Genomic DNA, 1,199 nt, shown 5'->3' on the forward strand with positions numbered 1-1,199 from the left:
TATTCAGGTGGCCAAATTCACTATGCCACTACAATGCGAACCAAAACGGTAAAACGCGGAATCATATTAACGACTATTCTGCCAGAAGTTCTGTAAATGGTTACAGTGCAGGAATCTATGGTACCTGGTTGCAAGATGGTGATGATAATCCAGGCGCGTACGTTGATCTTTGGGGCCAATATAATTGGTTCAATAATAGCGTGAAGGGAGAGTCCCTTACTGGAGAAACTTACCGTTCCAATGGCGTAACTGTCTCTGTGGAAGCAGGTTATAGCTGGAAAGTGGGGGAGAGTGCGAATCAGTTGTATTTTATAAAGCCTCAGGGGCAGATAACTTGGGGTAACGTGCAGGCGGATAAGTATGTTGAAACCAATGGTACGCGAGTGACATTCTCTGGAGAGGGAAATGTGCAAAGTCGATTGGGGATCAAAGGGGCAATGAAAGGTAAAAAACATACTGAGGAGGATGGCAAAGTACACTCTATGTCACCATTTGTTGAGATTAACTGGCTTCACAACACGCACGATTTCGACACATCACTTGATGGGATGCACGTCAGTAAAGCGGGTATACGAAATCTTGCGGAATTGAAAACAGGGATTGAAGGGAGCATGGGTGATGGTGTTGATTTGTGGGGGAATATATCCCAGCAGATTGGTGCCGAGGGGTTCAGGAATACTCAGGCAACAATAGGTATTAAAATGGCATTTTGATTTTTTACTATGCCCCTTTACTGGGGCATTAATTGTTATTGCACAGTTATTGTCTAAAGCTGATTCAGCCATGATAAGGAAATATCATGAAGTCTATAGGTGTTTTTTGTGGTTCCTCCGAAGGTTTATTACCTGTTTATATGCATTCTGCTCGAAATGTGGGTAAACATCTAGCGAGTACTGGTTTCCAAATTGTTTATGGTGGTGGCCGTGTTGGATTAATGGGAGCTATAGCAGATTCAGCATTACAACATGGAGGGCATGTAACTGGAGTGATGCCTTTGGCCCTTGTTAAACGTGAAATTGCACATACAGGTTTATCAGATTTGCAAATTGTTGATGATATGCATCAGCGTAAGAAAAGAATGGCAGAACTTTCATCATTTTTTATCGCGCTGCCTGGTGGGGCCGGTACCCTGGAGGAGGTATTTGAACAATGGACATGGGGGCAACTAGGGAAGGTGCGAATAAGCGGGGAAATTCTTC

Annotated in this window: 2 protein-coding genes; both read left to right on the forward strand. The window is 43.6% G+C overall.

What is annotated here, in order from left to right; genetic code table 11:
- The coding region (locus FDX01_RS03530; RefSeq protein WP_137399245.1) for an autotransporter outer membrane beta-barrel domain-containing protein at positions 1-713 on the forward strand (713 nt) is incomplete at its 5' end.
- An 86-nt stretch (positions 714-799) separates the two neighbouring features.
- Positions 800-1,199, forward strand: a 400-nt coding sequence (locus FDX01_RS03535) for a TIGR00730 family Rossman fold protein (RefSeq protein ID WP_137399246.1), incomplete at its 3' end; no start/stop codon positions are given.

This window comes from Citrobacter sp. wls613 (assembly GCF_005281195.1).
GTDB classification, from domain to species: Bacteria; Pseudomonadota; Gammaproteobacteria; order Enterobacterales; family Enterobacteriaceae; genus Citrobacter; species Citrobacter gillenii.